General features: G+C 63.8%; 23 protein-coding genes and 1 pseudogene. 7 read left to right on the plus strand and 17 right to left on the minus strand.

Annotated features, from left to right (window positions below; genetic code table 11):
• The first annotated feature begins 93 nt into the window (after positions 1-93).
• The gene (locus EOA49_RS01360) at positions 94-1,734 is read left to right on the plus strand and encodes a tetratricopeptide repeat-containing sulfotransferase family protein (RefSeq protein WP_127242998.1); all 1,641 of its coding nucleotides are present in this window, start codon (positions 94-96) and stop codon (positions 1,732-1,734) included.
• Between the two features lie 142 nt (positions 1,735-1,876).
• On the opposite strand, the gene EOA49_RS01365 is transcribed toward EOA49_RS01360, so the two are convergent.
• The 6 genes from EOA49_RS01365 to EOA49_RS01390 form a co-directional block, all read right to left on the minus strand.
• Complete coding sequence (locus tag EOA49_RS01365) at positions 1,877-2,230, minus strand: DUF1428 family protein (protein ID WP_067326604.1); 354 nt, start codon at positions 2,228-2,230, stop codon at positions 1,877-1,879.
• Positions 2,231-2,339: 109 nt separating this feature from the next.
• Positions 2,340-2,756 carry a glyoxalase/bleomycin resistance/extradiol dioxygenase family protein gene (locus EOA49_RS01370; protein ID WP_066994423.1) on the minus strand — a complete coding sequence of 139 codons (417 nt, stop codon included), beginning with the start codon at positions 2,754-2,756 and terminating at the stop codon, positions 2,340-2,342.
• A gap of 163 nt (positions 2,757-2,919) precedes the next feature.
• On the minus strand, positions 2,920-3,102 hold the full coding sequence (locus tag EOA49_RS01375; RefSeq protein ID WP_127240506.1) for a hypothetical protein: 183 nt from the start codon (positions 3,100-3,102) through the stop codon (positions 2,920-2,922).
• A 159-nt stretch (positions 3,103-3,261) separates the two neighbouring features.
• Positions 3,262-4,788 carry an ABC-F family ATP-binding cassette domain-containing protein gene (locus EOA49_RS01380; RefSeq protein WP_127240507.1) on the minus strand — a complete coding sequence of 509 codons (1,527 nt, stop codon included), beginning with the start codon at positions 4,786-4,788 and terminating at the stop codon, positions 3,262-3,264.
• Between the two features lie 393 nt (positions 4,789-5,181).
• On the minus strand, positions 5,182-8,259 hold the full coding sequence (gene uvrB / locus EOA49_RS01385) for an excinuclease ABC subunit UvrB (protein WP_127243000.1): 3,078 nt from the start codon (positions 8,257-8,259) through the stop codon (positions 5,182-5,184).
• Between the two features lie 118 nt (positions 8,260-8,377).
• Positions 8,378-9,628, minus strand: a complete 1,251-nt coding sequence (locus EOA49_RS01390; RefSeq protein WP_127243002.1) for a hypothetical protein — start codon at positions 9,626-9,628, stop codon at positions 8,378-8,380.
• 118 nt (positions 9,629-9,746) lie between these two features.
• On the opposite strand from EOA49_RS01390, the gene EOA49_RS01395 reads away from it, so the two are divergent.
• Entirely contained in the window at positions 9,747-10,790 is a 1,044-nt protein-coding gene (locus tag EOA49_RS01395) for a CapA family protein (RefSeq protein WP_127239788.1), read from the plus strand.
• A 74-nt stretch (positions 10,791-10,864) separates the two neighbouring features.
• Here the strand turns inward: EOA49_RS01395 and EOA49_RS01400 are convergent, their stop codons facing one another.
• Positions 10,865-11,389, minus strand: coding sequence for a DUF2314 domain-containing protein (locus EOA49_RS01400; RefSeq protein ID WP_348626854.1), 525 nt, complete (start codon positions 11,387-11,389; stop codon positions 10,865-10,867).
• A 251-nt stretch (positions 11,390-11,640) separates the two neighbouring features.
• Between EOA49_RS01400 and EOA49_RS01405 the strand changes: the two genes are divergently transcribed.
• Positions 11,641-12,129: a hypothetical protein gene (locus EOA49_RS01405; protein ID WP_245460476.1), complete on the plus strand. Its 489-nt coding sequence runs from the start codon at positions 11,641-11,643 to the stop codon at positions 12,127-12,129.
• Positions 12,130-12,185: 56 nt separating this feature from the next.
• Here EOA49_RS01405 and EOA49_RS01410 read toward each other — a convergent pair whose 3' ends face one another.
• Entirely contained in the window at positions 12,186-12,707 is a 522-nt protein-coding gene (locus EOA49_RS01410) for a hypothetical protein (RefSeq protein WP_127239789.1), read from the minus strand.
• 828 nt (positions 12,708-13,535) lie between these two features.
• Here EOA49_RS01410 and EOA49_RS01415 point away from each other — a divergent pair.
• Positions 13,536-14,474, plus strand: coding sequence for a diacylglycerol kinase family protein (locus EOA49_RS01415; protein ID WP_066994447.1), 939 nt, complete (start codon positions 13,536-13,538; stop codon positions 14,472-14,474).
• Between the two features lie 72 nt (positions 14,475-14,546).
• Here the strand turns inward: EOA49_RS01415 and EOA49_RS01420 are convergent, their stop codons facing one another.
• From EOA49_RS01420 to EOA49_RS01430, 3 genes are read right to left on the minus strand one after another with little or no spacing between them, the layout of a single operon-like run.
• Positions 14,547-15,470: an NAD(P)-dependent oxidoreductase gene (locus EOA49_RS01420; RefSeq protein WP_127243004.1), complete on the minus strand. Its 924-nt coding sequence runs from the start codon at positions 15,468-15,470 to the stop codon at positions 14,547-14,549.
• Positions 15,467-16,678, minus strand: coding sequence for a mandelate racemase/muconate lactonizing enzyme family protein (locus EOA49_RS01425; RefSeq protein WP_127239791.1), 1,212 nt, complete (start codon positions 16,676-16,678; stop codon positions 15,467-15,469). Before EOA49_RS01425 ends, EOA49_RS01420 begins: the two co-directional genes overlap by 4 nt.
• The gene (locus EOA49_RS01430) at positions 16,675-18,291 is read right to left on the minus strand and encodes a GMC family oxidoreductase N-terminal domain-containing protein (RefSeq protein WP_127239792.1); all 1,617 of its coding nucleotides are present in this window, start codon (positions 18,289-18,291) and stop codon (positions 16,675-16,677) included. The genes EOA49_RS01425 and EOA49_RS01430 overlap by 4 nt, the downstream gene beginning before the upstream one ends.
• A 186-nt stretch (positions 18,292-18,477) precedes the next feature.
• On the opposite strand from EOA49_RS01430, the gene EOA49_RS01435 reads away from it, so the two are divergent.
• Complete coding sequence (locus EOA49_RS01435; RefSeq protein WP_067326635.1) at positions 18,478-18,873, plus strand: acyl-CoA thioesterase; 396 nt, start codon at positions 18,478-18,480, stop codon at positions 18,871-18,873.
• Between the two features lie 478 nt (positions 18,874-19,351).
• On the opposite strand, the gene EOA49_RS01445 is transcribed toward EOA49_RS01435, so the two are convergent.
• A complete protein-coding gene (locus tag EOA49_RS01445; protein ID WP_066994462.1) occupies positions 19,352-19,720 on the minus strand; it encodes a helix-turn-helix domain-containing protein in 369 nt (122 codons plus the stop codon).
• Positions 19,721-19,812: 92 nt separating this feature from the next.
• Between EOA49_RS01445 and EOA49_RS01450 the strand changes: the two genes are divergently transcribed.
• The gene (locus EOA49_RS01450) at positions 19,813-20,418 is read left to right on the plus strand and encodes an NADPH-dependent FMN reductase (RefSeq protein WP_067326641.1); all 606 of its coding nucleotides are present in this window, start codon (positions 19,813-19,815) and stop codon (positions 20,416-20,418) included.
• A gap of 175 nt (positions 20,419-20,593) precedes the next feature.
• Here the strand turns inward: EOA49_RS01450 and EOA49_RS01455 are convergent, their stop codons facing one another.
• Positions 20,594-21,037: a gamma-glutamylcyclotransferase family protein gene (locus tag EOA49_RS01455; protein ID WP_095801644.1), complete on the minus strand. Its 444-nt coding sequence runs from the start codon at positions 21,035-21,037 to the stop codon at positions 20,594-20,596.
• A 36-nt stretch (positions 21,038-21,073) separates the two neighbouring features.
• On the opposite strand from EOA49_RS01455, the gene EOA49_RS33920 reads away from it, so the two are divergent.
• Positions 21,074-21,496, plus strand: a complete 423-nt coding sequence (locus EOA49_RS33920) for a GNAT family N-acetyltransferase (RefSeq protein WP_127239794.1) — start codon at positions 21,074-21,076, stop codon at positions 21,494-21,496.
• A gap of 35 nt (positions 21,497-21,531) precedes the next feature.
• On the opposite strand, the gene EOA49_RS01465 is transcribed toward EOA49_RS33920, so the two are convergent.
• The 4 genes and pseudogenes from EOA49_RS01465 to EOA49_RS01480 all read right to left on the minus strand — a co-directional run bounded on the left by EOA49_RS01465 (position 21,532) and on the right by EOA49_RS01480 (position 25,691).
• Positions 21,532-22,845 (minus strand): hemolysin family protein, encoded by a 1,314-nt coding sequence (locus EOA49_RS01465; protein WP_127217375.1) that lies wholly within the window; start codon positions 22,843-22,845, stop codon positions 21,532-21,534.
• Between the two features lie 94 nt (positions 22,846-22,939).
• Positions 22,940-23,647 (minus strand): annotated as a pseudogene (locus EOA49_RS01470) (LssY C-terminal domain-containing protein).
• A gap of 71 nt (positions 23,648-23,718) precedes the next feature.
• A complete protein-coding gene (locus EOA49_RS01475; protein ID WP_245299594.1) occupies positions 23,719-24,471 on the minus strand; it encodes an extensin family protein in 753 nt (250 codons plus the stop codon).
• A 185-nt stretch (positions 24,472-24,656) separates the two neighbouring features.
• Positions 24,657-25,691: an extensin family protein gene (locus EOA49_RS01480; RefSeq protein ID WP_095823561.1), complete on the minus strand. Its 1,035-nt coding sequence runs from the start codon at positions 25,689-25,691 to the stop codon at positions 24,657-24,659.
• Positions 25,692-25,833 lie beyond the last annotated feature (142 nt).

The following is a 25,833-nucleotide window of genomic DNA, read 5'->3' on the forward strand; positions in this document are numbered from 1 at the left end:
GACAAACACGGCAGGTTTCCCATTAACAGAGATCAGAGAAGAGCGGCAAACGCGGGCGGCAAGCCAGGATCGGCGAGCCCCCTCGATCCCTATGTGCAACGGGCGCTGCAGCTGCACCAGGCAGGACGCCGGCAGGAGGCGGAGTCGCTTTACCGGCAGGTGCTGGGGCAGCAGCCTAATCATGCCGCCGCGCTGCATTTCCTCGGGCTCCTCCTGCACCAGACCGGTCGCAGCGAGGAAGGGGTGGACTCCATCGAGCAGTCGGTCACGCTGCAGCCCCAAAATGCCGATTTCCTCAACAACATGGGCACGGTGATGCGCGACCTCGGCCGCGTTGCCGCCGCCGTCGATTTCTTCCGTGGCGCGGTGGACATCCGCCCGGACCAACTCGCGGCACGCGACAATCTCGGCTCGTCGCTGAAGCAGCTCGGCCAGTTCGATGGCGCTGAGGAGATCTATCGCGGCACGATCGGCCGCAACCCGTTCCATGTCCGCGCCCGCATCGGCCTTGCCGAAACGCTGCAGGAAGCCGGGCGGCTCGACGAGGCGATTGCGCTCTTCCGCGAGTCGCTGTCGATCCGGCCCAAGGATGCCGAGCTGCTCTACGGACTGGGCGTCGCCCTGATGGAGAAGGGCAAGCTCGCCGAGGCCGCCGATCTTGCCCGCCAGGCGGTGGCGATCGCTCCGGCGATGGCGAAAGCCTGGCTTCTGCTGACCCAGGTCAAGCGCCAGACAGAGCGCGACGCCGAGCTTGCCGGCATGGAGGCCGAGCACGCCAAGGCGCCGCAGGACAGCCTTGCGCGCATGCAGCTTTCCTTCGGCCTCGGCAAGGCCAATGACGATCTGAAGGATTATGGCCGCGCCTTCGACTATTTCGCCGAGGGCAATGCGATCCGCCGCAAGGGCATCGACTACGACCCGGTGAGAACGCGCGACGAGTTCGAAGCGATGAAGTCGGCCTTCGACAAGGCCTTCTTCGAAAAGCACAGGCCGAGCGACATTTCCGACGACACGCCGATCTTCGTCGTCGGCATGCCGCGTTCCGGCACGACGCTGGTCGAGCAGATCATAGCCAGCCATCCGCAGGTCTTTGGCGCGGGCGAGCTCAGCATCCTGAAGTCGGTCGTCGGCAAGCAGTTTCCGATGAGCATGCCGGGCGGTTTTCCCTCAGGGATAGCCGACATGCCGGACAAGGCCTTTGCCGAGGCCGGGCAGGCCTATATCGACATGCTGCATGCCCGGTATCCGGGCTTCCGCCATGTCACCGACAAGATGCCGGGCAACTTCCTGCTGGTCGGCTTCCTGCACATGATGCTGCCGAAGGCGAAGATCGTGCATTGCGCGCGCGACGCCGCGGCCACGTGCCTGTCGATCTTCAAAGTGCATTTCCGCGGCGACAGCCATCGTTACGGCTACGATCTTGGCGAGCTCGCCGATTTCCATAACCTCTACACCGATATCATGGCGCATTGGCACAAAGTTCTGCCCGGCGTCGTCCACGACGTCCGCTACGAGGATTTCGTCGCCGATCAGGAAGGCCAGACGCGGGCGCTGATGGCGCATCTCGGCCTGCCTTGGGACGACAAGGTGCTGGCGTTCCACGAGACCGACCGGCCGGTGCGCACGGCGTCGGCCGCGCAGGTGCGCCAGCCGATGTATCAGGGCTCGGTCGACCTGTGGAAGCGTTATGGGGAGCGGCTGAAGCCGCTGCTCGTCAAGCTCCAGAACGGATAGGGCCGGGTTGGACTAGTAGGCCGCTTGCTCTCAGCCATCGCAGGCCTGTGAGATTAGCCGCTGCCTCGCAACCTCGTCATTCGAGGGGGAAGCAGGAGCTCCGCTCCTGCTCCGCCCTGGATGAGGACCGAATCGGCTGTGCTCAAACCTCGATAAATGGCTGGAAGCCGCCGAAGATCATGCGCTTCCCGTCGAAGGGCATTGTCGACCAGTCCATCTTGAGACGTTCGTCGGCCATCACTTTCGCCATGACCGCGTCGCGGCTCTGCCTGGATTCGTAAACGACCCAGGCAAAGATGACGACTTCGTCGTCCTTCGCCTGCACGGCGCGCGGGAACGAGGTCAGTTCGCCATAGGGCACGTCGTCGCCGATGCATTCGACATAGGCGAGCGCGCCGTGCTCCTTCCAGACGGCGCCGGCATTCGCAGCCATTTTCTTGTAGTCATCAAGATTTGCCTTCGGCACGGCAAGCACGAAACCATCGACATAGGACATGGGTAAACTCCTTCGCTGAAAACGAGCGCCGGGCCGGCGGGGATACGACCCGGCGCGGGTGAGCGCGTCAGCCCTGGGATTGGCGGCCGACGCTTGCTCGCTGGGAAACCTATTTTACCGGCGCGTTCATCGCCCAGGCAACGCCGAAGGGATCCTTCACCTGGCCCCAGCGGTCGCCCCAGAACATTACCTGGAGGGGCGTGACGACTTCGCAGCCGGCGTCCACCGCGCGCTTCCACCAGGCATCGACGTCGTCACTACCGAGATGGAGTTGGAGCGTATAACCCTGCGCCGCCTGATGCGGATGGCCGTGCTCGGGATAGGCGTCGCCCAGCATGAGCGTCGAGCCGTTGACATAGAGATGGATATGCATGGTGCGGCCCTTGTCGTCCGGCGGATAGGCAAAGACTTCCTCGGCCCCGAAAGCCTTCTTGTAGAACTCGGCCGCCTTGATGGCGCCGTCGACCTGCAGATAGGGGGTCAATCCGCCAAGAACTTTGGCGCGGGGCGGGTTCTGGTCGGTCATTTCACGTGTTCCTCTTCACGGGTTGATTGGGCGTTGCGATCAAAAGACGGACGAGGCGACAGCAATCCTACACGGGCAGCGGAATTTTTTTAGCGGGCCCGGGCCCGGACCGGCCGCGCAGCCGGTGAAGCCGATGACCGTCGCATGAACCCGTTGGTCACTTTCAAATGACGTCGGTCGAGAAGGTGACTGTGCAGCGGCCGTTTCGCGTGTCGAGAATTTCCGGAAAACCGATGTCCTTGCGCAGGTCGGCCGGCAGCGAAAGCAGAATGCGCTCGCTGCGGTAGCGGGCGCGCGCCGTCGCATATTGGCTGGCGATGCGGCTGATGGATGACAAGATGGACATGATAAACTCTCCCTGGTTGGTGCCGTCAGCACCGTGTCGGCATCCCAAGGACGAGGAAATGCTGCGGCAATCCGACAGGTCACCGGAATTTTTCATGCGCGCCCGGAAAGCCGGCCCGTATAGGCCGGCCCCCCGTATAGGCCGGCCTTGTCGTGGCTATCAGCGCTCCGTCGCGGCCACCGAGCGGAAGAACCCTTCCGGACTGTCGACTTCGGTCAGCCGCCGCTTCTCGATCAGCCAGAACCGGTTGCCGATCGCGCGGATGAAGGAGCGGTCGTGCGAGGCGAGCAGGCAGCTTGCCTGATGCTTCAGCAACTCGTCCTCCAGCGCTTCCTGGCCGTCAATGTCGAGGTGATTGGTCGGCTCGTCGAGGAGGTAGAAATTGGGGTTGAGGAGCCGCAGCACCAGCAACATCAGCCTCGACCGCTGTCCGCCCGACAACGCGGCAATCCTTTTCTCCTGGATCTCGATGGCGACGCCGGCGCCGGCGAGAAGCGAGCGGGCGCGCTGCTCGCCGATCTCGAAGCGGCGCGAGACCATCGCCAGCGGGGTGGCGTCGGCGCCGATGCCGGACAGAGCCTGGTCGCTGTAGCCGAGCACGGTCGACGGCGTCACCTTGACGCTTTCTTCCGACCCCGGTTCGGCGATGGCGGCGCGGATCATCGCAATGAAGCGCGATTTGCCGACACCGTTGCGGCCGAGCAGCACGATGCGGTCGCCTTGGCAGATATGGCGCTTGCCGGTCCTGAACAGCAGCGTGCCGTCGGGCGTTTCGACCGCCGGGTCGTCGAGCGTGATCAGCACCTTGGCGTGGGTGCCACGGTTGGCCAATCGGATCGCGCCGGCCGAACGCTCGCGATGCGCTGCCACGGCTGCATCTTCCAGCCTTTCGGCCCGCTCCCTGAGCTGCTTGGTTTTGACCGTCAGTAGGTCGCTGCCGGAATTGATGCCGATGTTGTTGAGCTTGGCTGCCTGCCGGCGCAACTGCTGTGCGACCTTCATGTCGCGCTCGAACCGCCGCGCCGTCGAGGCGTCGACCTCGTCGAGCGCCTGCCGGGCGCGCGAATAGGGCAGCGAAAACACCGGCGATTCTTCCGGGCGCAGGAACAGCGTGCGGTTCGTGGTGGTGTCGAGAAAGGCGCGGTCGTGGCTGGCGATGATCACCGGCACATCGCGTGGCAGCGCGTTCAGCCAGGTTTCCAATTGGCTGATCCTGGCCAGGTCGAGATGGTTGGTCGGCTCGTCGAGCAGAAGCACGTCCGGGTCGGTGACCCAGACGCGGGCGATCAGCGCCAGCCTTTGCCAGCCGCCGCTCAAGGCCCGCATCGGCCTGTCGCGCATGTCCTCAGGCACATCGAGCGAATCCAGCACCACGTCGACGCGCCAAAGCTCGCTGCCAAGCTGCTCCGGCGGCAAGGCATCGGCAACCACCTGATGGAAGCTACGGTCGAGCAGCGCGTCGGGGACGGATTGCTCGACATGGCCGACGCGCAAGCCGCGCGTCCGGGTGATATCGCCGCTCGTGGCGTCCAGCTCGCCGGCCAGGCATCTGAGCAGGGTGGATTTGCCACGGCCGTTCGCCGCGACGATGCCCAGCCGGTCGCCGGCACCGATGATGAGGTCGAGGTTGGAGAAGAGCGGCGCACTCATGGTGACGCCGAGGGATTTGAGGCTGATCAGGGCCATGTCGATTTCTCTGGTCTTGCCGGAGCCCGGCTCAATGCACTTTGACGGTGCGCCGGTAGGCCATCAGGCCGAGATCAGCGGCACCACGAAGGGCAGACCAAAAATCGAAGCGGGGGAAAATTCCCGGACCGTCCTGGTCAGCCCTGCAAGCAAGCTCGCAGGGCACAGACAGGGCCGCGCTGACGGTGGTGATCGATAGACACGCAGCCCTCCTTTCCAGATGTTCGAATTGGGAAACTGGGTACACCTCGGGAGGGGGACATGGCAAGGGGCGGCAGGACAGAGCGGAGCGCTGAAACTGCCGACCTCCCTCTTGTGGGCCCATTGTGGGGGAGATGTCCGGCAGGACAGAGCGCTGTCCCGCCGGCATGTCAACATCAATCTCTTCAGAAATCAGTGCCCCGGCCGCCCAGTCTTGCTCGGCCGGCGCTTTTGACGGCGCTCATCGGCTGGGTCTTCGTAAGAGCCGATGCCAGAGCGCTGGCGGACGATGGGTTTATCGTCGCGTTCCTTCGCGCCCCCCTCTGTCCTGCCGGACATCTCCCCCACAAGGGGGGAGATTGGCCGTGGCTTCGTAGGCACCGTTCCTTCGACGGGTTTTTCGGTACGGCGCACCGTCATCTCGTCGAGCGAGTTCTTGCGGAACAGCGACCCGGTGCGATCGCCCGGGATGCCGAAGTCGGAGCCATGCGCTTCCTGCGCCGACTGCTTCTTGAACAGCGAACGCGAGACCGCGCCAGCGGGTGTTGCCATATCGGTGCCCGGTCCCATGTCGTCGATCGAGGGCTTGGCGAAAAGAGGCTTCTTCACCGGCACCGCGCCGTCCGCGCCCATCTCATCGAGATCCGGCTTGCGGAACAGGCCCTTGCCGTCGTCATCGACGGTGCGGTGCACCGCACGTCCCTTGTTGTGCCTGCCTTTCTCGCGGCCGGAAACCGGGCTTTCCATGTCGGCGTAGCGGGCGAGCGGATCGTCCGAGATGGACAGCTCCATTTCGCGCAGCCGCTTGATCTCGTCGCGGATGCGGGCGGCCTTCTCGAAGTCGAGATTGGCGGCGGCATCGCGCATCTGCTTGTGCAGCGCCTCGAGATGGGTTTTCAGATTGTTGCCGATCATGGCGCCGGCATCGTCGGTGAACTGCGAGATGTCGGCGCGCACGTGATCCTTCTCGTAGACGGAGTCGAGGATGTCGGCGATGCGCGACTTGACCGATTCCGGCGTGATGCCGTTGGCCGCGTTCCACTCCATCTGCTTCTCGCGGCGGCGGTTGGTCTCCGCCATCGCCCGTTCCATCGAGCCGGTGATCTGGTCGGCGTAGAGGATGACCTTGCCGTCGACGTTGCGGGCGGCGCGGCCGATGGTCTGGATCAGCGAGGTTTCCGAACGCAGGAAACCTTCCTTGTCGGCATCGAGGATGGCGACGAAACCGCATTCGGGAATGTCGAGGCCTTCGCGGAGCAGGTTAATGCCGACCAGCACGTCGAAGGCGCCGAGGCGCAGGTCGCGGAGGATCTCGATGCGCTCCAGCGTGTCGATATCGGAGTGCATGTAGCGGACTCGAATGCCGTTCTCATGCAGATATTCGGTGAGGTCTTCGGCCATGCGCTTGGTGAGAACCGTGACCAGCGTACGGTAGCCCAGCCTGGTCGTCTCACGGATTTCGCCGACGACATCGTCCACCTGGCTCTTGGCGGGGCGCACCTCGACCGGCGGGTCGATCAGCCCGGTCGGGCGGATGACCTGCTCGGCGAAGACGCCGCCGGACTGGTCGAGCTCCCAGCCGCCCGGCGTCGCCGAGACGGCGATCGACAGCGGGCGCATGGCGTCCCATTCCTCGAAGCGCAAAGGCCGGTTGTCCATGCAGGAGGGCAGGCGGAAGCCATACTCGGCCAGCGTCGCCTTGCGGCGGAAGTCGCCGCGATACATGCCGCCGATCTGCGGCACTGTGACGTGGCTCTCGTCGATGAAGATCAGCGCATTGTCCGGCACATATTCGAACAGGGTCGGCGGCGGCTCGCCCGGCTGGCGACCGGTGAGATAGCGCGAATAATTCTCGATGCCGGCGCAGGAACCGGTCGCCTCGAGCATCTCGAGGTCGAAGCGCGTGCGCTGCTCGAGGCGTTGCGCTTCAAGCAGACGGCCAGCCTTTTCAAGCTCTTGCAGGCGGTATTGCAGCTCTTCCTTGATCGACTTGATAGCCTGATTCAAGGTCGGCCGCGGCGTCACATAGTGCGAATTGGCGTAGATCTTGACGCTCTTCAGCTCGCCGGTCTTCTGGCCGGTCAGCGGATCGAATTCGGTGATCGCCTCGATCTCGTCGCCGAACATCGAGATGCGCCAGGCGCGGTCTTCGAGGTGGGCCGGAAAGATCTCGATCGTGTCGCCGCGGACGCGGAACGAGCCGCGCACGAAGTTGATGTCCTGGCGCTTGTATTGCTGGGCGACGAGGTCGGCGAGCAAGGCGCGCTGGTCCAGCCGGTCACCGACCTGCATCTGGAAGGTCATCGCCGTATAGGTCTCGACCGAGCCGATACCGTAGATGCAGGAGACCGAGGCGACGATAATGACGTCATCACGCTCCAGCAGCGAGCGCGTCGCCGAGTGGCGCATGCGATCGATCTGCTCGTTGATCGAGGATTCCTTCTCGATATAGGTGTCGGTGCGCGGGACGTAGGCTTCCGGCTGGTAGTAGTCGTAATAGGAGACGAAATACTCGACCGCGTTTTCGGGGAAGAATTTCTTGAACTCGGCGTAGAGCTGCGCGGCCAGCGTCTTGTTCGGCGCCAGGATCAGGGCAGGGCGCTGCGTCTCCTCAATCACCTTGGCCATGGTGAAGGTCTTGCCCGAGCCGGTCACGCCGAGCAGCACCTGTGTGCGGTCGCTCTGCTCGACCCCCTCGACAAGGTCCTTGATGGCGGTCGGCTGGTCGCCGGCGGGCTCGAAATCCGAGACCATCTTGATGGCGATGCCGCCTTCCGATTTTTCCGGCCGGGCAGGCCGGTGCGGCGTCCAAAGCTGGCCATCCTTGTGCAGCGGATTGCCGGATTCGATGAGTTTCGACAGCGCGGCGACGGTCGCGGTCACACCGCTCGAGGAAACCTGCTCGGCGTCCTCCAGGCTGATGTCGAGGCCGGCCACCGGGTTGAGGCCGGCGGCGGCGCGTTCTTTCGCCGATGCCGCGCCGCCCATCGAGGTGCCGCGCGCCGTGCGCCCGGGCGCAGCAGAGCGCTCGGGGACCTTCTTCGGCGCTTTAGCCTTCGGCTGCTTTTGCGCCTCGCGCTCGATCTGCCCGGCCCAATCGGAGATCGAGCCGGTGAGAGGCGCGCCGGAGAACTCGCTTTGCGGTGCTTCGGCGAAGCCGCCGCGCTCCAGGGGCTCGGCGGCGTCGAGGAATTCGGTCAGCGGACTGCGCCGTTTCGGCGCGCCCTCTTGCGCCGGCGAGGGCGTTTTCTTGTCGGTGCGTTTGGCCATGGCCCGAATATGGGAGGACTCGGCCGAAATGGAAAGAGCGGAGTGAAATGGCGGGTGCGCGCTGCCGAGCCTACTGACAGAAGGCTGTCAGGAGGCATGTCGCACGCGCTGTTTCGTTTCAGTTGAACCACAGCGCGAATATCAGGAAGCCGGCGCCGCCGAACTCGCGCTGAATCTGATTGAAATCGTCGCTGGTGAGGATTTTTCCACTTTCGAGATAGGGCGCGATGGCCGGGCCGGTGATCGACAGGACGAGGTCGAAAGGTTTCGGCTCGTCGAAGAAGCGCTTCATGTTGATGCCTTTGCCGATGATGCGAAAATGCGGCAGCAGCACGCGGCCTTCAAGAAGGTCCTCTGCCATGGTCAGGGCGGCAAGCCATGCCTTCACTTGCGCCTCGCCGACCTCGAGGCCGGTGAGCGGGTTGACGCCCTTCTGCTGCGGTCCCGGCAGCCATTCGCGGTCATTGTCGGTTTCGGCGAGTATCGCTTTCCAGTCCTCGCGCGAAAGCCGGATCATCTCCAGCAGGTGACGGCGCGCCGCCTTCCGGCGCTCCGGCTCGATCACCGGCCAGTTGACGAGATGCACCAGCGAGATGAAGTCGGCAAAGCGCCATTCCGAGGCGAAGATGCTGCCGCTCATGCCGCCATCCGGCGGGACCAGCGCGTCCTGCAGCGGCAGTTTCGCGTGCGGAAACAGCATGTGGAAAGAGCCGTCGAACATGGCTCTGAAATCATGCGCCAGCCAGAAATCGGCCTGCGCCATCAGGAACTCGGCGTAACCTTGCAGCCAGAAACCGTCGGCGCGGTCGAAGCGGAAGGCAAGCGAAGGGGCGGCATCGCTCGCGTCGACGCCGCGTGAGAGCGAGGCCATGATCGCGGCGATGCTTTCGTCCGGCGCGATGTTGCCGTCCTCGTTGAGATCGATACCGGCATGAGCGAGGTCGACCACCATGCCGATATCGGCATCGGCGGGCACCGAGCCCAGCGTGGCGGCGGATTTCTCCAGACGGTCGCGGAAAGCGATCAGGATGGCGCGGAACTTTTCATAGGTAAGCGGCTCGGGACTGGGATTGTCCGGCACGGGCAGCCGCATCAGCGGTAGCATGAAGGATTGCGGGCTCTCGAAACCGTGCCGATGCAGACCGCTGGCCAGGATTTCCAGCGCGGTAAAGAATTCGCCGGCGCCGGCGGCATAGGCCGATGCCGGATCGCTCGGTGCCGCCGCCTCCAGTGCCGCCAGGGCTCTGTTCCGCTCGGAAACGGTTTTCGCCTCGAACAAGGCGGCAGGGTCGGGGCTAGCCGCTTTGGCGTAAGCAAAGGGCAGGAGCAGCAAGAGTGTGAGTGCCACAAGGCCCGACAGTCGCTTCACGATGGATCCTCCCGTCCCAATCCCGCCAGCCACAATACACGGATTTGCGGCGCTTCGCCTGCTGCTTTCTCCTGGCGCGCAGACGGTCTACACACGATGGCAAACGGTTGGGCATCGCGTGTCGAATTATCCGCTTTCCTACAAATTGTCGTGGCTGCCGCGTTTTCTGAAGCCGTCGCTAGGCGGCGACAGAAACGGTTTCGCGGCGGCAGCAGCGACGCTGATGGTGCCGGGGCCAACGCAAACTGTGCGGCTTGCCTTCATCGGCGACCTGTCGGCGGTCGCCAATCGCCGGGTGCCGGAATGCGACCCTGCGATCGCGGCGCTGCTCGCTTCGGCCGATCTCGTGGTCGGCAATTGCGAAAGCCCGATCGTCGAGCGGCCGAGCGCGGTGGCGGGCACGCGGCTTGGCACGCATCACGCGATGAGCGAACGCTTCCTGGCGGATGCGCTGGCAGGCGTCGGCATTGCCCGTGACAGGCTCGTGCTGTCGCTCGCCAACAATCATATCCTCGACCAGGGCGTTGCCGGCTTCGACGAGACGGTCGCGGCGCTGAAGCGGCTCGGCATCCGCACCATCGGCACCGCGGCCGGCGGCCCGGTCCAACACCAGGCCGCCGGGTCGCTGACGATCGGCTTCGCCGCGTTCACGCTTTGGCGCAACGCTGACGAGGCCGAATTTCGGGCGCGGATTTCCATGGCGGGCGATCCGGCCGAATGGCCGCTCGGGATCCTCGCGGACGTCGACTTGCTCTGTGCGGTGCCGCATTGGGACTGGGAGTTCCGACATTTTCCGAGACCTGCGACGCGGGCATTGGCGCGACGGCTGGCGGGTCGCGGCGTCCGGCTGATTGCCGGCCACCACGCCCATGTCGTACAGCCGCTCGAGCGCATCGGCGATGCGCTCGTCGCCTACGGTCTTGGCGACTTCCTCGGCACGGCTTTTGCCAGGCAGCCATGGCCCGGCCGCATCGGTTCGATCCTGGTCGTCGACGTCCGCACGGACGCAGCCGCGCGAGGCAAGATTGCCGCTTACAAACTGCATTTCTTCATGCGCCTCGCCAAAGCCGGCCATGAGCAGCTGGTGCCGGTGGAGGCGCTGAAGGAGGAATTGTTGAAGCGGAAGGTTACCGAACGCCTGAGCGCGATCTTTTCCGGCTGACAGCCGACTGCTGACCGGGCCGACTGGCCGCGGCGAGCTTGCCGCAAAGGCAGCTGTAATGCCTTGGATGCAGTTCAGCAGTCGAAGCCGTATTGGGTGCGCATGTAATCCGCTTCTTCCTTGGACATTTTCTTGAACATCACGCAGACGGTGAAGCTGCCGACCTGATGGCCGTCCCTGGTGTATCCCCAGTCGGAGATATCGTCCTTGGAGAATTCGATGTTCTGGCCGAATACCACGTTGCGGACGAGTTTAGGCTCGTTCGCCAATATGCCGACAAAGCCGGTGGCGGTCCGCTTGAAGGGGATGACCCAGAAATGCTCCGTCGCATGTCCGTCGACCACCATGACCTTCAGCTTGAACCTGCCGGTTCCCGGCGGCGGCGCGTCGGACAAAGCCAGGAAGTCGTCCAGGCTGGATCGTGCCTTTGCAATCGCCGCCGCCATTTCGGCATCGTCCGGGGCTACCATCACCGTTTTGTCGTCACCCTGATCGGTGTCCTGCGCTCGAACAGGCAAGGGCGCGAGTGCCAGTAACAAGCTTAGTGTGGCGCGAACGGCAAAGGTCATGAAGCCCCCCAACTCCAGGTAGGCGCTCATCTTCCCGCATCGTGCCGGCATTATCAATCAGGCACTGCATTGTTCCGACGCGCCAGCGGCGGCCTTCGTCTGCAGCGTTCCGGTACCCCTATGGTTTTTGCCGGGTGGTCAGTCTATCCGTCACGAGCGGATGGTAACGGGAACGGAAGCGCTCTCGGTCGTCAAAGAGTCGAAAGCGCCGAGCGCCGGAGAGGACCGGACATGCGAATGAAACTTGGTGCCACGGCGATGATCCCGGCGAGGATGCAGACGTGACCTTGCCCGGCGGTAAGAGGGCCAGGGTGCGGCTCGACCGCAACGACTTCGACACTTTCTCCGGCGGCAGGTTTTCCTTTGTTCATCCGAGCAGCATTTCCGTCACCAAGACGGATCTCAGCGAGAGCATCACCCAATACCTCGCTGCCTCGGCCCTCGGCACCGTCGTCGTGGTGCAGGAATACGGCAAGATGAATCCGGTGTCGCTCAATCAGCTGATGCTGCAAGAGATGACCAAGGAGTCGGTTCAGGCGGGCGGCACGCTGATACAGGAGCCGACGACCCGCAAGCTCGCCGACGGCAAGCAGTTGACCGGCATCAAGACAACCGTGAAGACGCGTACCGACAAGGCCGATTTCGAGATCGTCGGCTTCGGTCTTGCCGATCAGGGGCTGCTGTTCATCACGCGCATCGGCGATCAGGACACCGCAACCGAGCAACCGATGATCGACAAATTCTGGCAGACGCTGAAGGTCAAACTGTAAGGCGCGCTGATATTCAAGTGCCTGGAATACCGGTTTCGTGCGCTTCCGGTGCTGGATTACAGCCCGCTCGGCACCAGTCCCGCCAGCCAGTTCGCCGATCGCTTTGCCATGTCCACCGTCGCGTTGGCCGCGCGGCCGAGATCGGTCTTGACCACGGCATAACCAGCCTTGGTGCGATAGAGCACGGCGCTGCCGCCGTCGACCGCGGCCTCGAAGGCAACAGGCCGCGCGGCTTCCGTCTCGCTCGCCGTCACCGTCGTGCCGACCGGAACGCTCGGCCGACGGCTGAGCTCGGGCGGCAATGGGGCAATGGGTTCGACGACGCTGTTCGGCGGCCTCAGCTCCGGCCTCGACGCTTTGGCTGCGAGCTCCGAAGTCGATGCCGACCCTTTGGTGCGGCAGATGCCGGAAACCAGCGGATAATTGAAATTGCGCTGATGCAGCATCTGGCTCTTCATCGCCGCTTCGCAGTCGGCAATCGTCGCCCATTTGGCGGGAGTCTCGCCGATATACTCGCAGAGCTTGGCGTCGCAGTCGCAGCCGACAATGGTCATGGCGACAAGGGCGGTCTTGATCACGGTCTTGTCCCTTTGAACTTCGTTCCCAGGCGATCAATCGCCGGGGAACAAGGCGGGATTTGGCCGCGATTGTGAATTCAGCGTGTCGGCGCGTTGCTTGGCTTGCGACTGTGGCGGGGAAGCATCAGTGGCAGATGCTGGGGCGGTGCAGGACGCTGGGAAAAGGGCCGGTGAAGGGGCAGCCCAAAAGAAGTCGGCGCTGGGATTGCTCCCAGCGCCTCCCTGTCAGATCAGGAACCGGTTACGGCAGCAACTTCCGTAAAGTCGTCGCGCCAGGCCGGCCTTGATTTTGACGGTCCTGCCAGTCGCCACCCGAAGGCAGCGTCCGTTCCAGACCACGCCGATCTCCACCCTTGCAGGCTTTGCCGGCGCACCATCGAAGGTTTCACCCGCCTTCATGGCAGCATCGGTCCGCCGTCGGCGTTCGCACGCTTTCCGCGGCACCCGTAGGTCTCGGCATCCGTCCCTCCAGCAGGCGAACCTGCTCTCGTTCTGGGCCGTACGGGCCTCAGGAAATCCGCCTTGCGCTTCTGCCTTTCGGCCGGGGCGTTCGGTAGCCGCCTGAGATGGGTTCAATGTATGCCGGGTAAGGAATTTGCGGAATAGACGCGGACCTGTGGATAGCGGGATTATCGGGGACCGATGCGACAAGTCTCGGAATTTGCGGGCCGAACGCCTTAGACAGCCTGTCCCCATTTTCCGCGGTCCTTTCGACGATGAGCCTTGCCCCGCCAGTCGGCCCGCGTTTGAATGCCGGCAAAGTGCTGTGGCGCTGCATCAGCCGAGTCGCCTTGCGCTTCCACGCAATATGCCTCGGGGGAGATCAGGTTGAAGGTCGGGGTGGTTCTCAATCCGATAGCGGGAGGGGGCAAGCTCAAGCGGCATTGGTCCGAAGCCGCCGCATCGCTCAAGAGGCATTTCGGCGATTTCGAGCTGCGCGAGACGCAGACCAGCGGCGACGCCGAGCGATTGGCAATCGACCTCGCGGCCAGCGGGTGCGATCTGGTGATCGCGGCCGGCGGCGACGGCACCGCCAGCGAGGTGGCGGACGGGCTGCTGCAGGCAGAGCATGAGACCGGCCGGACCAGCGCGCTCGGCCTTTTGCCCTGCGGCACCGGTATCGATTTCGCCAGAGGGCTCGGCCTGCCCGACGAAATCGAGGAAGCACTGGCGCGTATCGCCGGCGCCGGCGCGCGCAAGGTCGATGCCGGCCGCGTCTGCTACATCGACGACCACGGCGCGCTCGCCAGCCGTCACTTCATCAACATCGCCAGCCTCGGCCTCTCCGGCGCCACCGATCGCGCGGTCAATGCGGACAAGCGCAAGGGCAGGGTCTCGGCCAAAGCGCTTTTCTTCTGGCGCACAGTGCTGGAATTCATCCGCTATCGCTTCCAGGAGGTCAGGATCACCATAGACGACGGCGAGCCGGTCGAGGCGCGCATGGCGCTGGTGGCGGTAGCCAACGGGAAATTCTTCGGTGGCGGCATGATGATTGCGCCGGACGCCGATCTGTCCGACGGCCAGTTCGATGTCGTCATCCTGCGCGCCGCCGGCAAGCTTGGGCTGATCCGCGACATCCGTCTCCTCTATGGCGGGCGCCACCGCAACCATCCGGCGATCACCATCCTGCGCGGTCGCAAGGTGCTGGTCGAACCGCTAGGCGACGTTGAGAAGAACGGAGCGCTAGTCGACATAGACGGCGAGTCGCCAGGTCGGATTCCGGCAACTTTCGAGATATTGCCCGGCGCATTGACGCTCAGGTGTTGAATCGCCTGCCTGAAGGTTTGATTCCGCCGGTGTGATTAGGCGATTGAAATAGCTGGCTAAAGTTTTGGAGGATTACAGTTCAAGCTTGGCCGGGAAGCCTGGCGCGCGAAGCTCCGTGCCGACCGCATCCTCCAGAAGCTTGACGATCTGGGTCGACCAGGCGCCACCGCCATACTTCTGCGTGCCGACCTCGAAAATCTGGTTGACGAGTGGTGCCAGTTGCAGCGGCACGCGAAAATCCCTGGCCATGCCCAACGCGAAACCGAGATCCTTCAAAGCCAGGTCCATGGTGAAGCCGATGTCGTAGGAGCCGTTCAGGATGAGCTGGCTTTCGGTCTCGTGGACGAAGCTGTTGCCGGAAGACGCGACGATGGCGTGATAGGCCTGGGCGAGGTCGAGCCCGCCCTGGTTGGCGAGCATCAATGCCTCGCCGGCGGCGACCAGATGGATGAAGGCCAGCATGTTGGTGATGACCTTGATCACCGCCCCCGAGCCGACCGGTCCCATCAGGAACGATTTGGCGCACATTGCCTGAATCGCCGGCCGGTGGCGCTCGTAGAGCGCGGCGTCCCCGCCGACCAGCGCGGTGATCTTTCCTGCCGCCGCCAGGTGCACGCCGCCGGTGACCGGACATTCCAGCGTCTCGATACCTTTCGCCGAAGCAAGTGCGGCCAGCCGCAGGATCTCGTCACGGCCATTGGTCGACATTTCGATCCAGGTGCCGCCGGCGGCCAGGCCGTCCAGCAATCCGTCAGAACCGGCGAGCACAGCTTCGCTCACTTTCGGCGAGGGCAGGCAGGTGATCGCATTGCCGGCGCGGGTCGCGGCATCGGCCGGGCTCGCCGCCGCCGTTGCGCCGAGCGCGACCAAACGCGCAACCGCCGCTGGGTCACGGTCGAAAACGGCAACAGCGAAGCCGTGGCGCAGCAGGCTGGCGGCAAGGTTGCCGCCGAGATGACCAAGGCCGATGAAGGCGTAGGCGAGGCGCGCCGTCACGGCATCAGCGGCGTCTGCATCATCTGCAGATGCAGGTCCTTGCCGCTATAGGGGTGCGCCTCGCAGACTTCCTCGTTGAGCTCGACACCGAGGCCTGGCTCCTTCGATGGGATGACGTGGCCATCCTGCCATTCGATCTTCTTCTTGAGCAGCGTGGCGTGAAAACCGTCCCACTGCTTCAACGATTCCAGGATGAGGAAGTTGGGCAGAGTCACCGCAAGCTGGATGTTGGCGGCGCCGACGATCGGCCCGCAATAGCAATGCGGCGCCACCTGGATGTGGTAGGCCTCGGCCATGGCGGCGATCTTCTTGGTTTCGAGAATGCCGCCGGAGCGGCCGAGATCCGGCTGCAGGATGGTCGCGGCGCGGTTCTCGATGACGCGCGCGAATTCGAATTTTGTCGTCAGCCGCTCGCCGGTGGCGATAGGAATCGAGGTGCCGCGAGCGACCTGCGCCATCACCTCGGGCATGTCCGGCGGCACCGGCTCCTCGAACCACAGCGGATCGTAGGGCTCGATTGCACGGGCCATACGAAGCGCACCGGAGGCGGTGAACTGGCCATGGGTTCCGAACAGGATGTCCGCCCTGGTGCCTACCGCCTCGCGGATCGCCTTGATCATGCGCGCCGAGAGGTCGATGTCGATCAGGCGCGGCTGATGGCCGTCATAGGCCGTGTAAGGCCCGGCCGGGTCGAGCTTGACGGCGTTAAATCCCTGCTCGACATATTCCAGAGCGCAGGCCGCGGCCATGTCGGGATCGTTGTAGACGTTCTGGCCGCGGGCGTCTTCCGAATGGACGCTGCCGGTGTGCGGATAGAGATAGGTGTAGGAGCGCAGCGTCTCGTGCACCTGGCCGCCGAGCAGCTTGTAGGCCGGCTTGCCGGCCTCCTTGCCGATGATGTCCCAGCAGGCCATTTCGAGTGCCGAAAAGCAGCCCATCCCCGAAACGTCGGGACGCTGGGTGAAGCCAGAGGAATAGACGCGGCGGAAGAGGTTCTCGATATCGTGCGGATCGCGGCCGATGAGGTAGCGCTCGGCCATATCCTCGATCATCTTGGCAGTGACATGCGCCGAGAAGGTGGCGTTGTAGGCCTCGCCATAGCCGACCACGCCGCCATCGGTGGTGAGCTTGACGAAGATGAAATACTTGCCGCCGATGCCGGGCGGCGGGTTGCCGACAACCCAGGTCTTGACGTCGGTGACTTTCATTTCTGATCCTCCAGAACCCGCTCGGCGCCTTTCCATCCGGTGAGGATTGCGGCGGCGTTGGTGTTGCCCGTGATGTTGTCGGGAAAGATCGATGCGTCGATCACACGCAAGCCCTCGAGCCCATGCACCCGAAGCCGGGGATCGACGACGGCGCGCGAAGCGTCCGGACCCATGCGACAGGTCGAGACGGGATGGTAGACGGTGCCCGAGCGCTTCCTGAAATCCTGAATCAGATCGGCATCGGAAGTAATTGACGGACCAGGCAAAACTTCTTCCTCGATGATCTCGGCCATCGCCGGCATCGAGGCGATCTTGCGCACGAACTTCACCGCCGCCAGCATCTCGTCGACATCGGCGTTGGTCGAATAGGCGTTCGCCGTGATCTTCGGATAGTCGCGCGGATCCTTCGAGCGGATCATGATCTCGCCGCGACTCGACGGCCGGCAATTGGAAAGGCCGATGGAGAAGCCCGGCCACGGATCGGGCGTCAGGATCGGGCGCTCGCCGCTCTTGGGGATGACGGTCGAGAAGGCCTGGAAATAGAGCTGCATGTTCGGCCGCGCCATCGACGGGTCGGTGCGGAAGAAACCGCCGGCATTGTTCATCGACAACGACAGCGGACCGGAACGCAGCAGGATGTACTGCATGCCCACCAGCAGCTTGCCCCACCATGGCCGCAGGATCTGGTTCAGCGTCGGCAGCTTGCCCTTGAAGGTGTAGTTGATGCCGACATGGTCTTGCAGGTTGGCCCCGACATTGTCGTTGGCGTGGACGACCGGGATGCCGAGATCGCCGAGCAGCGCCGACGGGCCCACACCAGAGAGCTGCAGCAGTTGCGGCGAGTTGACCGAGCCGCCGGAGAGGATCACCTCGCGGCCCGCGCGGACCCTCTTGGTTTCGCCGTTTTGCTGGTACTCGACGCCGACGGCGCGCTTGCCCTCGAACAGGATTTTCGTCGCCAGCGCGTTGGTCTCGACGCGCACATTGTTGCGCTTCATCGCCGGGCGCAGGAAGGCGCGGGCGGCGGACATGCGGCGGCCGTTCCTGGTGGTGATCTGGTAGACGCCGACGCCCTCCTGGGAGGCGCCGTTAAAATCCGGATTTAACGGCAGTCCGGCCTGCTGGGCGGCCGCCAGATAGCGCTTGGTCAGCGGATGCACCGCATTCGAGCAATCGGTGATGTGCAAGGGGCCGCCGACCCCGCGCCATTGGTCGGCGCCGGCCTCGTTGTCCTCCAACGCTTTGAAAGCGGGGAGCAGGTCGTCAAAGCTCCAGCCCGCATTGCCGGCGGCGGCCCAGGCATCGAAGTCCTCGCGCGCGCCGCGAATGAAGACCATGGCGTTGATCGAGCTCGAGCCGCCGAGCAGCTTGCCGCGCGGCCAGTGGTCGACATTGTTGCCGAGGCCAGGATCGGGATCGGCCTTGTAGTTCCAGTTGACGGCCGGATCGAAGAAGGTCTTCCCGTAGCCGAGCGGCATCTGGACATAGAAACGGCGGTCGGTTCCGCCTGCCTCCAGCACCAGTACCGAAAAGCGGCCGGAAGCCGAGAGCCTTTCCGCGACTACCGAACCGGCCGAGCCGGAGCCGACAATAATGAAATCATAAGTCTGCATGATGCGCGGGCGGGCTCCGAGATCCGGCTTACCCTAGACATTGCCGGCTCACGTCGTCGCCGGGGCTTCCGGCATGGCTTGTGAAAAAAGCGACCGGGCGGCGGCGCCGCTTTCGCCTTCAGCAAAGCTTGCGACATCGTGATGGCGTTGGTACGGCTTCAGGAAGCAGCGGCTGGAGGACCCCTCATGGTGCACTACGCAGACGGAAAGCCGCTCGGCGACCTGACATTGAGGACGCTCGCCATGCCGTCGGATGCCAATGCCGCCGGCGACATTTTTGGCGGCTGGGTGATGGCGCAGATGGACCTAGCCTGCGGCATCCGCGCGGCCGAGCGCGCCAAGGGTCGCGTGGTGACGGCGGCGGTCAAGGAGATGTCCTTCGCCAAGCCGATGAAGATCGGCGACACGCTCTGCATCTACACCCATGTTGAACGCGTCGGCCGCACCTCGATGACGCTCAAGGTCGAGGCCTGGGCGCAGCGCTATCTCACCGACCTGATGGAGAAGGTCACCCATGCCGATTTCGTCATGGTGGCGCTCGACGGCGACGGCAAGCCGAAACCGATCCCAGCCGAAAGCTGACGGCGAACGCTTTTCCGGCCAGGCAAATTTGTAACAACTCTTGCGCGGGACGTGCGTCCGGCGACATCCGATGGTTGCTTCCGCGCCCGACGGTGCGTGCCGCTGGAGGAAAGACAATGCGTCAACATATGCTGAACGGCTGGCTCGTGGCAGCCCTTCTCGCACTTACCTGCTTGCTCGGCATAACTGCCTATGCAGAAGTGAAAAAAGAGCTCCCGCGCACCGCGTGGGTGCATGGTTTCGGGGCGGAGCAGAGTCAGGGAGCGATGTGCGCAGTCTGCTCCTTGGCGCCCCGTGGCAGTACCACGTCAAAAGCCTGAGTGCTCCTCTCAGGCGCGACCAAAGCCGTCAGGGTCGGGCGGGCATCAAGGTTGATGTGCCCTCGAATACGACAAGTCAAAAAGACACAACTGCAGACTCCTTGCGCAGTCAGCAACGCTGCGGAGCGATGCTCGCAACACGTTGCGCTTCAAGGCCTTCAGGGATGCTCGCCATCGAATTTCGCGCGCGCCGCGCGTACTCGATTGGTATTCTTTCGTGCCCATTCGCCGAGCGCGCCAACCGGCACCAGCAACTCGTGGCCGAGCTCGGTCAGCTCGTAATCGACGCGCGGCGGAATGGTCGGGAAAACCTTGCGCGTGACAAAGCCGTCGCGCTCCAGACCGCGCAAGGTGATGGTCAGCATCTTTTGTGAGATGCCGCCGACGGCCGTGCGCAATTCATTGAAGCGCATCGGTCCGCCGCCCAGCTTGCCGACCACCAGAACGGTCCATTTGTCGCCGACCCGTTGCAGGATTTCCGATACGGCCCGGCAGTCCTCAGTGTTGTACGGGTGCCTCGGTAACAAAAATGTGCCTCCTTGCGCGCCACTTTGTCAGTATCACATATAGCGCCGGTATCCAAACGATACCGAAATTCCCCCGCAAGGAGAGCCCGCTTATGTCCAAACCCAAAATCGCCATTGTCGTCGGTTCGACGCGCGCCGCCCGCTTCGCCGACGTCCCGACGCAGTGGATCGCCAAGATTGCCAAGACGCATGCCGATATCGACGTCGAAGTCGTTGATTTGCGCGACTGGCCGCTGCCGTTCTTCGATGAGGTCGCATCCTCGGCCTGGGCGCCGTCGCAGAACGAGGTGGCGCAGCGCTGGCAGAAGAAGGTCGCCGAGTTCGACGGCTTCATCTTCACCGCGGCCGAATACAATCACGCGCCGACCGCCGTCTTGAAGAACGCCATCGATTACGCCGCCAATGAATGGAACAAGAAGCCGGCTGGTTTCGTCGGCTATGGCAGCGTCGGCGGCGCGCGCGCCGTCGAGCAGCTTCGCCTGATCGCCGTCGAGCTACAAATGGCGCCGGTCAAGTCGGCAGTGCACATCGCCTGGGGCGATTTCCTTGCGGTCCGCCAGGGCGACAAGAAGCTGGAAGAGATCGAACATCTGAACCAGGCGGCGGCGGCGCTCATCAATGACGTTGCCTGGTGGGCGAAGGTGCTGAAGGCGGCGCGCGCCGCCGACGCGATCGCCAGTGAAGCCCAGGCGGCTTAAGCCGCTTCATCCTCCCAAAATATCATCTAAGGGCGGCGCTTGCGCCGCCCCTTTTATTTGCGGAAGCCTCGGTCGTTCGACAGAGGATCGCTCAAGGATTTCGCTCTGTTGCCGCTTTTATGTCAGACATACTGGAGAAAGTCGGATCTCAATTGGGCATCCTTCGGGCGCAGCCTTAGGCGTTCGCGTGAAGTTTGAAACGCCGATCGTCGTAGAAATCCAGATATCCCGAATGGACGGGATCCGCGAGACGGCGGGATTTCATGTAAGCCTGCGCCAGGACATGCGGACCGCCTTCAATGGGCTCAACCTCGATCGGGACGCGCAGGTTGCCGGGCTTGCCAACGGATTCGATCCGGTCAAGCCCGGCCAGGGCCCGGTCGTCGACCGCGTAGAGCTCGCCCCTGACGTGGAAGCCGAGACCCGGTTCATTGAACATCATCGGAGCGAAGCGAGGTCCGGCAATCAGCATCGGGAAACGCTCACGGGTCCTGCAGGCACCGATGCACGCGGCCCCGGACAAACCCGCCTTGTGAAGAGGAAACCCTCTCTTCAAGGTTCCGAACACGAAGAGGTTGACGAGCATTCTCCGGAACGCCGGCCGAAGCTGGAAGTTCATCCGTTTTCGCCATGTTCAGGGCAGGTGCAAATCCGCATGACTCAAGAATTCCCGATTATCCTGTCTGCGGACGAAGCCGCGAAAGCCGAGGCCGCCGCGGCGCTCTACCGCTATAACGTCGCCATCACAGGGACGGACGACCGCATTCCCATAGGTGCCATATTGTGTGATGGCTCGGGCAAAGCTTTGGGCGGCCTATGGGGAAGGACCGAATTCGGTCTTCTGTTCTTGGACATGTTTTTCGTGCCCGCGCATTTGCGCGGTCTGTCTTACGGGGGGCAGCTGCTCGCCGCCGTCGAAGAAGAGGCAAAGGCGCGGGGCTGCAGACGCGCCGTCGTGGAGACAGGCAGCTTTCAGGCGCCTGGATTCTACATCCGCCACGGTTATGTGGAGTTCGGCCGCGTTCCGTTCGGGTTCGATGGGCAGGCCCGCGTCTTTCTTCGCAAGGAACTGGCCTGAATGGACGTTGGGAAAACCCGGCAGATCCAGGCTCGCTATCGGCGCGCCATCGGACGGTGGCCGTCGGGCAGGCGGGTGGCGATCAGCTTGTCGATACGCCGGCCGTCGAGGTCGACCACCTCGAAGCGCCAGCCTTGCGCGTCCACGCATTCGCCGGTAGCGGGAAGGTGGTGCAGATGCGACAGCACATAGCCGGCCACCGTCTCGTAGTCGCGGTTCTCCGGCAAGTCGATGCCCAGCACCTCGGCCATCTCGTCAGCCTGCATGTAGCCGGCAAGCAGCCATGAGCCGTCCTCGCGTTTGACCGCGTTCTCTTCCTCGCCGGCGTCGAGGTCCGAGCGGAAGACGCCGGTGATCGCTTCCAGGATGTCGGCCGGCGTGACGATGCCTTCGAAATGGCCGTATTCGTCATGGACGAGCGCCATGGGGACGTCCGATTCCCGCAGCCTTTGCAGCACGTCGAGTGCGTCGGCCTGATCATGGACGATTGGCGCGGTGCGCACATGCTGGCGCGGATCCAACACCCTGCCGGCAAGAAGGGCGGCCAGCACGTCGCGCGTCTGGATGACCCCTATCATGGCATCGACATTGCCGTCGCCCGCAGGCAGGCGCGAATGCTGGCTCTCCATCAGAAGCCGCTTGATGGCCGCCTCGTCGGATTGCAGGTTGATCCAGTCGACCTCGGTGCGCGGCGTCATCACGGCGCGCACGGCGCGGTCGCCAAGGCGCATGACGCCGGCGATCATGCGGCGCTCGTCGGATTCGATGGTGCCGTGATGCTCGGCCTCGGCGACCAGCATCTTGATCTCCTCGTCCGTGACCTTCTCTTCCGCCTCGCCGGCCTGGCCGAGCAACCACAAAACCGCGCGGCCGGAAATGTCGAGCAGAAAGACGAGCGGCGCCGATACCTTGGCGAGAATGGTCATCGCCGGCGCGGCGCGGACTGCGACGCGCTCAGGATCCCTGAGCGCGATCTGCTTCGGCACGAGCTCGCCGACGATCAGCGAGGCGTAGGTGATGACCGCGACGACAATGCCGACGCCGATGGGGTCGGCGATGTTCTCGCGGATGCCGGTCGAGGCCAAGTATTGAGCCAGTCGCTCGCCGAGCGTGGCACCGGAAAAGGCGCCGGAAAGGACGCCGACCAGGGTGATGCCGATCTGCACCGAGGACAGAAACTTGCCGGGGTTGGAGCCGAGGGCCAGCGCGCGGCCGGCACCCCTGACATTGCGGTCGATCATCGCCTTGAGGCGGGCCGGGCGCGACGAGACGATAGCCAGCTCCGACATGGCCAAAAGGCCGTTCACCAGGATGAGGGCGGCCACAACGGCGATTTCGACGTATAGCATGCGGCGTCAATAGCATTGCTGCGGTGCATTCGAAAATAGCGGGTTGGGCGTTTTTCGAATTGCGCCGTTTGCCGCTTCGAGAATGCCGGATGCGCTAGGGCAATCGCTTCAACACGCCAACCACCGCCATACCGTCGGTGAAATAGGGATCGCCGCCGCCGTTCCTGCCGTTTTTCGTCGCGCCGATCCCCGGGATCTCGTCGGTCGATATCAGCATGCCTGCGGTGCTGAGGTCGCCGATCAGCAAGTTGCGCTCGGCGTCGATGTCCGGGCCGATATGATGGGTGATGGCACCGGTGTCGTGGCTCAGGCCGACGCCGCGGTCGAAGCTGGCAGCGCCCAGCCAGAGCGGGCGGCCGTCGTCGCCGACGGTATTTGTCTGCCAGAAGCGGACGTGGTGGCGCCGGTCGGCGCTGTCGCCGACGGGCTTTTCGAAAGCGAGGTCCTGGGCGCGGCCTTCAAACAGCAGGCGGCTGATCGGCGCATCGGGATAGGGTCGGGAGAACAGGACGCTCTCGCCGATGTCGATCGCTGTCCTGAGCGTGACGGCGTCGGCCGTGTCTCAGCCGGCCACGGCAAAAGCGTGGACCACCTCCTTCTCGGTGCCGACAAGTCCGACATTGATCGGGTCGCCGGGAATGCCCTGCGGCGTATGCGTCACCATCTCGAAGCGCTGCGTGCGGAAGCCGTGCTCCCGCCAGGTCCAGAATTCCGGCGCGGCAAGGTAGGCAAAGCCAAGATAGAAAGCACAGAAAGCCGCCAGCCAGATCGCCGCGCGTCGCCTAAGGCTTCGCTCACCCACGAGAGACCACTCCCAAGCCTGTGCCCGGCCACTCTATGCGGTGTTGGGCCGGTTGGGCAGTAGGCCGAAGGTCAGCGGCAGGCGCGGTAGCCGTTCCTGCGATTCTTGACGTCGAAGTGAAAGTGGTTGCGGTGGTCGTAATTGTAGCCCGGGCCGAGGACCGTGTTGAAATATTGGCAGCCGTCGGCGCGAACATTGTTGAGGAAGCCGCGGGTGCGGAACGCAAACAGGCCAGGCTTGCGAACGTCGATGTCGTTGCCATTGTTGAGCTCGATGCTCATGACGTCGAGCGCATTGCCCTTGCCGTGCTCCGACAAGACGCCCTCGCCGGCGATCTTGCGGCACGAATAGCTCGAGCCCTGGTGGATCGCCCTGACGCCGGAGAAATAGCGCCAGCGGGCTGCCGGCACGAGCTCGTTCCTGGTCCAGGCGGCGAAGGTCGCGGCCATGTTGCAGGTCAGTGTCGCTGCCGGTTTCATCTCGACGCTGCCGATGGCTGAAACTTTCACCGGGAAGTCGATGCCGCACTGGCCTTCGTGGATAGGCTGGATGTCCTGGTAAACGACGCCAAGCCGTTTCAGTTCATTGCGGCAGTCGATCTCGCCGGCCGGCATCTGCTCGGGCGAAGACAAGGGCTCATCCATGCGCGGATAGGCTGCCTGGGTCAGGTAGGGATCGGACGGAACAAGCCTCTGCATGCCGGAATATTGCGGAGCCTCGGGCATGGCGGAGGTCTGGCTGCCGACGTCGACGGCCGGCTGCAGCGAAAAGACATCGCCGGTGGTGCAGGCCGAGACCGCTGTGATTGCGAGCCCCGTTGTCATTCTGACGGCAACGGAGCGCGCACGAGTGCTTAGTCGCGCCAAGGCGAGGCTGGCGCCAAATATTGCGGCCATCGAAAGGCATCCTGTCCCCGGATGGCACAAGTCTAGTCGGCAAGAGTAAAGGAAAGATCAGCGCCGGCATTCACGCCTGGGGCCGAATTGCGGCATCTGTTCTTCGCACCCACTCATTGGCAGAACGTTCCGCCATTTCGTCTCGGCTCGAGGTCGAAGTGGAAGTGCAGCGCGTGGTCCGGATCGCTGCCTGGGCCGAGCACCGTCTTGAACGGCCCGCAGGCGGCCTTGCGGATCGTGTTCAGGAAGTTTGCATCTTTTTCGGGCGGCACCGGGCCGACCTCGATCGTCCTGCCGTCGGAGAGTGTGAAGGACGCGATGTCCAGCGCATTGCCGAAGGCGTGCTCCGAAAGCTTTCCACCACCGTTGCGCGGGCGGCAAACAAAGGCGGAGGCCTGGCCGATCGATTTGAGATCGGCGCCAAATTCGGCCTTCGCGGCGGGTTGGATGACTTCGACGGCAAATCGTGCCGCAGCCTCCGCCATTTGGCAGTTGAGTTCGGCTCCGGCGCCTATACTGATCGATTTTCCTAATGTTTTCATGACGATGGGATAGGGAATGGAGCAGCCGATCTCGGCGTCGTGCTCGGCCTTGTGCTCCTCGAATTCGACGCCGAGCGTCTTGAGGCGCTCACGGCAGGCAACCTCCTCCGCCGGCATCTTGTCGGCTGGCAGCTCAGCGGAGCGCGGATCGGGCAGTATTTTGTTGTCGTGGGTATCAGCCGGCTTTTCAGGTGGCTTCGGTGCGGCAGCGGGCGGCTTCGGTTCCGCGATGTCGGGTCGTTGCGTCGGAATCGGCACCGCAGACGGCGCCTCAGGTTCGCCTTCCGTGTCGGTTGACGGCTCGGTGGCCGAAGGCTCGGGATGCTGCCGCTTTCCCTCACGAGACTTTTCCTGATTGATCGGGTCAGATGCGTCAGCGTCCTTTGGACCGGCAGCCTTCTGCTCTTCCAGCGTTGCGGTGCCGGCCTTTTGCGCTTCCGCGGGCCGTGGTTCTGGCACCAGAGCATCGGCGGGCAAGATCGGCTGGTCCTGCGTTTGCTGTTGCGCCAGCTTTGGCGCGACTTGCTGCTTGCCGCGCGGTCTCACGCGGTGCTTGCTCCTCGGCCGCAGTGGTTGATCCGCCCGCTGCGTCAACGGCTGCTCCATGCGCGGTGTCAGCGGCTGCCTGTGACGATGCTTGGCATCGGCCGGCGTGACCAGCAAAATCCCCGCCGCCAAAGGCAGCGCCAGTCTGCAAAATCCGTAAAAGCTCAGCCTCGCCATCGGCCGGAAACGGGCCCGGCATCGC

The sequence above is a fragment of the Mesorhizobium sp. M1A.F.Ca.IN.020.04.1.1 genome, assembly GCF_003997315.1.
GTDB lineage: Bacteria > Pseudomonadota > Alphaproteobacteria > Rhizobiales > Rhizobiaceae > Mesorhizobium.